The organism is Vogesella margarita (assembly GCF_028548475.1).
GTDB classification, from domain to species: Bacteria; Pseudomonadota; Gammaproteobacteria; order Burkholderiales; family Chromobacteriaceae; genus Vogesella; species Vogesella margarita.
Genome location: NZ_JAQQLE010000014.1, coordinates 121,112 through 127,219, shown reverse-complemented (window position 1 = coordinate 127,219; position 6,108 = coordinate 121,112). Strand labels below are relative to the sequence as shown.

Below are 6,108 nucleotides of genomic sequence, written 5' to 3'. Positions count from 1 at the left end.
AGGCCTTCGCTGCCTTCCTGCAGGTAGTCGTCCTTGGCCTCCACGCTGAAGCTGGCGGTGCCGTCGGCACCGAGGGTGACGGTCGCCGGACGGTTACCGGTGTCGCCATCGTTGGCCGCATCGCCGCTCCACGACAGGTTCAGCGTCACTTCCTTGCCCGCTGGCAGGCTGACGGCGTTGCCGTTCTTGTCCACCAGACTGACGGTATAGGTCAGCTGGCCGCCTTCGGCCACGCTGCTGTGGTCCACTTCGATCTGGGCATAAACGGTGTCGTCTTCAGACGGTTCGATCTCATCGGTAATGCTTGCCGTGCCATTGGCTTCAGTCCCATTGGCCGTCGCACTCAGGCTGTACGTTTCTGATTTTTCTGCCAAGTAATCGTCGGTGGTATCGACCAGCACCTGGAAGCTGCTCGCCCCCGCCGGCAACTGCACAGAGAACTTGCCGTCCTGGGCAACCGTAACAGTTTGCACCACGCCGTTAATCACGACTCGAACCGACCCGGTATCCTCACCAACCGTGGCCGTGCCACTGGACAGTTGCAGGTTCACCGTAGTGGCGACATTGCCGGCACTCAGGGTTACGACAAAGCTGTTGTTGCTGCCCTCGGCAACCTCATCGCCCTCAACGGACAATACCTGCGCCAATACCGTGGCCTCGACCGGTGGTGTCAAGTCGCCTGTCGCAGCCTGCTCGGTCACTTGCTGTGTTTCGACGGGGCCAATATCCAGCGACAGCGGATTAATCGCTTCTGCCACCCGACTAATACGGGTAAAGCTGACCCCGCCATCCTGGCCACCCTCTGAGCTCAGACCAGCCGCGGTGGCGTCCAGGCCCTGCAACGGATCCTGCCCGTTTTCCAGCGCCGCCAGCACTTGCTGCGCATCCTGATTCAGTGGGGCAATGGCCGCATCGCTGGCATCGGCAACCATGTTGCCGAACACGTCATCGGTAATGGTGAGATCGCGGGCTTCCGCAATTCTGACGGTATTGCCATTGGCGGCTTGCAGTTCGATTACGGCATCGGCAGGAACAATCAGGCGTTCACCAACCGCTACGACATCGCCAGCCTTCAGGATGCGCTGTGAACCATCTACTGCCACTGCAATGACTTTACCGGTAATTGCGACAACTTTGCCTTGTGCGACCGCCATGTGACTCTCCCACTACTCGTATGATGAACCGCGAGCTTACAGGCGAGCCTGTTATGACGATATTGTACATAAGGGCAATTTTTCACTACGTTGCCAAGTGGCCTACCACCTCATGGCTGCCGGATGCCCGCCGACACGATTGCGGCCAAACAAAAAGGCCGACAGCTGTCGGCCTTTCGTTCCCCTTTTCCCCTTGTCTCAATCCGTTTTCAGGTTGGAGTTGTTTTTCAGCATGTCGATGATTTGCTGATCGGTCGCCCCCGCTCCGGCCAGGGAATCCAGTGCTACTCCGCTCAGCAAAATCTGCTGGTCGGTGGCCGTGCCGTAGTTACTGCCGTTGAACTCGCCGCTATAACTGATCTGGATCAGCGTATTGCTGCCGGATGCGGTGAAGTGCAGGTACTGTGTGAGATTGGTGCTGTTTTCTCCTTGCAACAAGTCGCGCAGATCGAGGGAGTCGCCTTCGCTGGTTTTAAAGTCATTAACGCTGACGATATCGGTGGCCGCCCCGCCTCCCAGCCCCTGATCGCCCAGGCTCCACTTGAAGGTATCGCTACCCGCGCCACCAATCAGCGTGTCGTTACCGAAACCACCATACAGCACATCGTTGCCATCGCCGCCGTACAGGATGTCATTGCCCAGCCCGCCCATCAGCACGTCGTTACCGGCCCCGCCATACAGGGTGTCGTTGCCGGCACGGCCGTCGATGAAGTCGTCGCCGGCGCCACCGCTCAGGGTATCGTTGCCGACGGTACCGTAGATCATGTCGTTGCCGCCCTGTGCATCCAGCGTCTGCCCGGTGACGGAGATCGGACCGCTGACCGAGAACTCGCCACCATTGGTATCGCTGCTCAGCCAGTCACGATCGGCACCATTTCCCGCCGTGGCACTGTCAAAGTCGGTCGCATAGTTGTCCGGATAGTTGTTATGCGGCTTCACATACTCGTCCGAGTTGATAATGTGTACGTTGGTACTGCTGGAGAGGCCATCACCAAGCAACTGGATATCAAACTGCCCACTACTGCTGCTCTGGCTCATCACTACATCAGCATCACCGGCGGTCAAATAGAACCGAAACAGGGTATCGCCATTGGCGGTGTACAGTTTCTCCAAGTAGGCGGTGGTACCGGTCGGCAAGGACGATGCCAGCAGGGTGAGTCCGGCGGCACTGATATCGTCGACCCAGATGTCCCAGTGGATGGTGCGACCGGCGAACAAGGTAATGTCACCGTCCTTGGCTTTAATGTCGAACGACTGGTGCTGGGCGCTGTAGTTCATTAACCAGGCACCGTCATCACCGTAAAACACCGGTGGCGGGTAGTCGTCATCCACGATGGTGGCGGTGGCGCTGTCCTGGTAAGTGCTGCCATTGCTGCTCAGCGTGGCACCAAGGGTGAAGGTTTCGTTCGCTTCGTCGCTGCCGTCATCCACCGTGGTGGTACGGATCAGCAGGTCGGTATCGCCTGCGGCCAACGTGATGGCACCGCTATAGGTACTCCAGCTGCTACCGCCATTAGTGCTGTACTGGAAGTTGCTGGAGGCGTAGTCAGCCGGGCTCAGCGCCGTACCGTCCGCCAGCGTCAGCTGCAGCGTGCTGCCGGCGGCAGCGCCGGTGACGTGCAGTTCGAAGGTAGCCAGCTGCCCTTCCGGTACCAGAATGTTGCCTGTTGCCGTATCGCTCTCGCCGAAGAAGATTTTCGGGATGTCGTCGTCGACGATGGTGGCCGTGGCGCTATCGTTATACTCATCACCATTGCTGGTCAGCGTCGCACCGAGACCGAAGGTCTCGTCCGGCTCGTCAACGCTGTCCTCCGCGGTGGTGGTCTGCACCAACAGGTCGGTATTGCCGGCGGCCAAGGCAATGGCACCGGTGTAGATTGTCCAGCTGCTTCCGCCATTGGTGCTGTACTGGAAGTTGCCGGAAGCGTAGTCCGCCGGACTCAGCGCGGTACCGTCGGCCAGCGTCAGCTGCAGCGTGCTGCCGGCGGCGGCGCCGGTGACATGCAGCGCGAAGGTCGCCAATTCACCCTCCGGCACCAGAATGTTGCCGGTTGCCGTGTCGCTCTCGCCAAAGAAGATTTTCGGAGTGTCGTCATCCACGATGGTGGCGGTGGCGCTATCACCATAGGTGTTGCCACTGCTGTTCAGCGTCGCACTGAGGCTGAAGGTTTCATCGGCCTCGTCAACGCTGTCTCCCACCGTGGTGGTACGGATCAGTAGGTCGGTATCGCCTGCGGCCAGGGCAATGCTACCGCTATAGACCGTCCAGCTGCCGCCATTGTCGGTGCTGTACTGGAAGCTGCCGCTGGCGTAGTCCGCCGGACTCAACGCCGTGCCATCGGCCAGAGCCAGTACCAGCGTGCTGCCGGCGGCGGCACCGGTGACATGCAACTCGAAGGTCGCCGGCTGGCCTTCCGGCACCAGAATGTTACCGGTTGCCGTATCGCTTTCGCCGAAGAAGATTTTCGGGGTGTCGTCGTCGACGATGGTAGCGGTGGCGCTGTCGTTATACTCGTCACCATTGCTGGTCAGCTTCGCGCCCAGACTGAAGGTTTCATCGGCCTCCTCGGCATTATCGCCTACCGTAGTGGTACGAATCAGCAGGTCGGTATCGCCTGCGGCCAACGTGATGGCACCGCTATAGGTACTCCAGCTGCTGCCATTATCGGTGCTGTACTGGAAGTTGCCGCTGGCGTAGTCCGCCGGGCTCAGCGCGGTACCGTCGGCCAGGGTCAGCTGCAGCGTGCTGTCGGCGGCGGCGCCGGTGACGTGCAGTTCGAAGGTCGCCGGCTGGCCTTCCGGCACCAGAATGTTGCCGGTTGCCGTGTCGCTCTCGCCAAAGAAGAGGGTCGGCGTGTCGTCATCGACGATGGTGGCGGTGGCACTGTCGTTATACTCATCACCATTGCTGGTCAGCTTCGCACCGAGACTGAAGGTTTCATCGGCTTCATCAACGCTGTCTCCCACCGTGGTGGTACGGATCAGCAGGTCGGTATCGCCTGCGGCCAACGTGATGGCGCCGCTGTAAGTACTCCAACTGTTACCACCGTCTGTGCTGTACTGGAAGTTGCCGCTGGCGTAGTCCGCCGGGCTCAGCGCGGTGCCATCGGCCAGGGTCAGCTGCAGCGTGCTGTCGGCGGCGGCACCGGTGACATGCAACTCGAAGGTCGCCGGCTGGCCTTCCGGCACCAGAATATTGCCGGTTGCCGTATCACTTTCGCCGAAGAAGAGGGTCGGTATGTCGTCGTCTACGATGGTGGCGGTGGCGCTGTCGTTATACACATCGCCATTGCTGGTCAGCTTCGCACCCAGACTGAAGGTTTCGTTCGGCTCATCGACACTGTCTCCCACCGTGGTGGTACGGATCAGCAGGTCGGTATCGCCTGCGGCCAACGTGATGGCGCCGGTGTAAGTACTCCAGCTGCTGCCACCGTCTGTGCTGTACTGGAAGTTGCCGGAAGCGTAGTCCGCCGGGCTCAGCGCGGTGCCATCGGCCAGGGTCAGCTGCAGCGTGCTGTCGGCGGCGGCGCCGGTGACATGCAGTTCGAAGGTCGCAGGCTGGCCTTCCGGCACCAGAATGTTGCCGGTTGCCGTATCGCTCTCGCCAAAGAAGAGGGTCGGTGTGTCGTCATCGACGATGGTGGCAGTGGCGCTGTCGTTATACTCGCTGCCGTTGCTAACCAGCTTCGCACCGAGACTGAAGGTTTCATCGGCTTCGTCAACGCTGTCTCCCACCGTGGTGGTACGGATCAGCAGGTCGGTATCGCCTGCGGCCAACGTGATGGCGCCGGTGTAAGTACTCCAGCTGCTGCCATTATCGGTGCTGTACTGGAAGTTGCCGCTAGCGTAGTCCGCCGGGCTCAGCGCCGTGCCATCGGCCAGGGTCAGCTGCAACGTGCTGTCGGCGGCAGCACCGGTGACATGCAGCTCGAAGGTGGCCGGATCGCTTTCCGGCACGGTGATGTCGCCGCTTTCTGCCTCCGGATTGCCAAAACGAATGGTCGGCACGTCGTTGTCGGTGATGGTAGCAATGGCGCCGTCGCTGTAACTGGCACCGCCACTGCTCAGCGTAGCGCTCAGGGTAAAGTTCTCGTTGGCCTCGTCCACACTGTCGTCGACGGTGGTGGTGCGCACCAGCAGCTGGCTGGCACCGGCACTGACCGGAATGGCACCAGTGTAGTTTGTCCAGGTGGCTCCACCGTCAGTACTGTACTGGAAACCGGTGGCAGCGTAGTCGGCCGGCGATACGGCAGAGCCATTGCCGAAGACCAGCACCAGGCTACTGCCGGCGGCGGCCCCGGTGATACTGACGCCGAATTCGGCCACTTTGCCCTCTTCAACGGTGACATCTCCCGTTGCGATGCCGGGTTGGCCGACCTGAATGGTTGGAATGGCTACCGCGTCACCGATGGTTGCCTGCTGCAGTGGCGGGTTACCGTTATCGAGACCGAGGTCTAGAGACAGCGGACTGATGCCCTCGGCCACGCGCCCGATGCGGACGAAGGAGTTGCCACCATCCTCGCCGCCACCCGCCGCCAGGCCGGCTGCGGTCGCTGCCAGGTCCTGCAACGGATCCTGGCCACGCTCCAGTGCCGCCAGTGCCTGTTCGGCTTCCGGACTAAGGGTGGCGATGGCTGCATCGGTGGCATCGCCGGGGGCGGCGTTGAACACGTCGTCGGTGATGGTGAGATCGCGGGCCTCGGCGATGCGCACGATATTGCCGCTGCCCGACTGCAACTCGATCACGCCGTCGGCAGGGATGATCAGGCGTTCGCCGGTCGCCACGATGTCGCCCAGTTTCAGGATGCGCTCGCTGCCGTCCGGCGCGATGGCGATGATCTTGCCGATGATGGCGACGACCTTGCCTTGGGCAATGTTGCTAGCGGTAGCCATGATAAAACCCCCACGCTCGTTATCGATGCTCTAGTTGTAGAGCGGAGCGTGGGGGCCGGCT

The 6,108-nt window shown here is 61.1% G+C and carries 2 protein-coding genes; both read right to left on the bottom strand.

Annotation, left to right across the window (positions count from 1 at the left end):
- A partial coding sequence (locus PQU96_RS14785; protein ID WP_272773174.1) for a retention module-containing protein occupies window positions 1–1,154 on the bottom strand: 1,154 nt, incomplete at its 3' end.
- 198 nt (window positions 1,155–1,352) lie between these two features.
- The gene (locus tag PQU96_RS14780; protein ID WP_272773173.1) at window positions 1,353–6,047 is read right to left on the bottom strand and encodes a retention module-containing protein; all 4,695 of its coding nucleotides are present in this window, start codon (window positions 6,045–6,047) and stop codon (window positions 1,353–1,355) included.
- Window positions 6,048–6,108 lie beyond the last annotated feature (61 nt).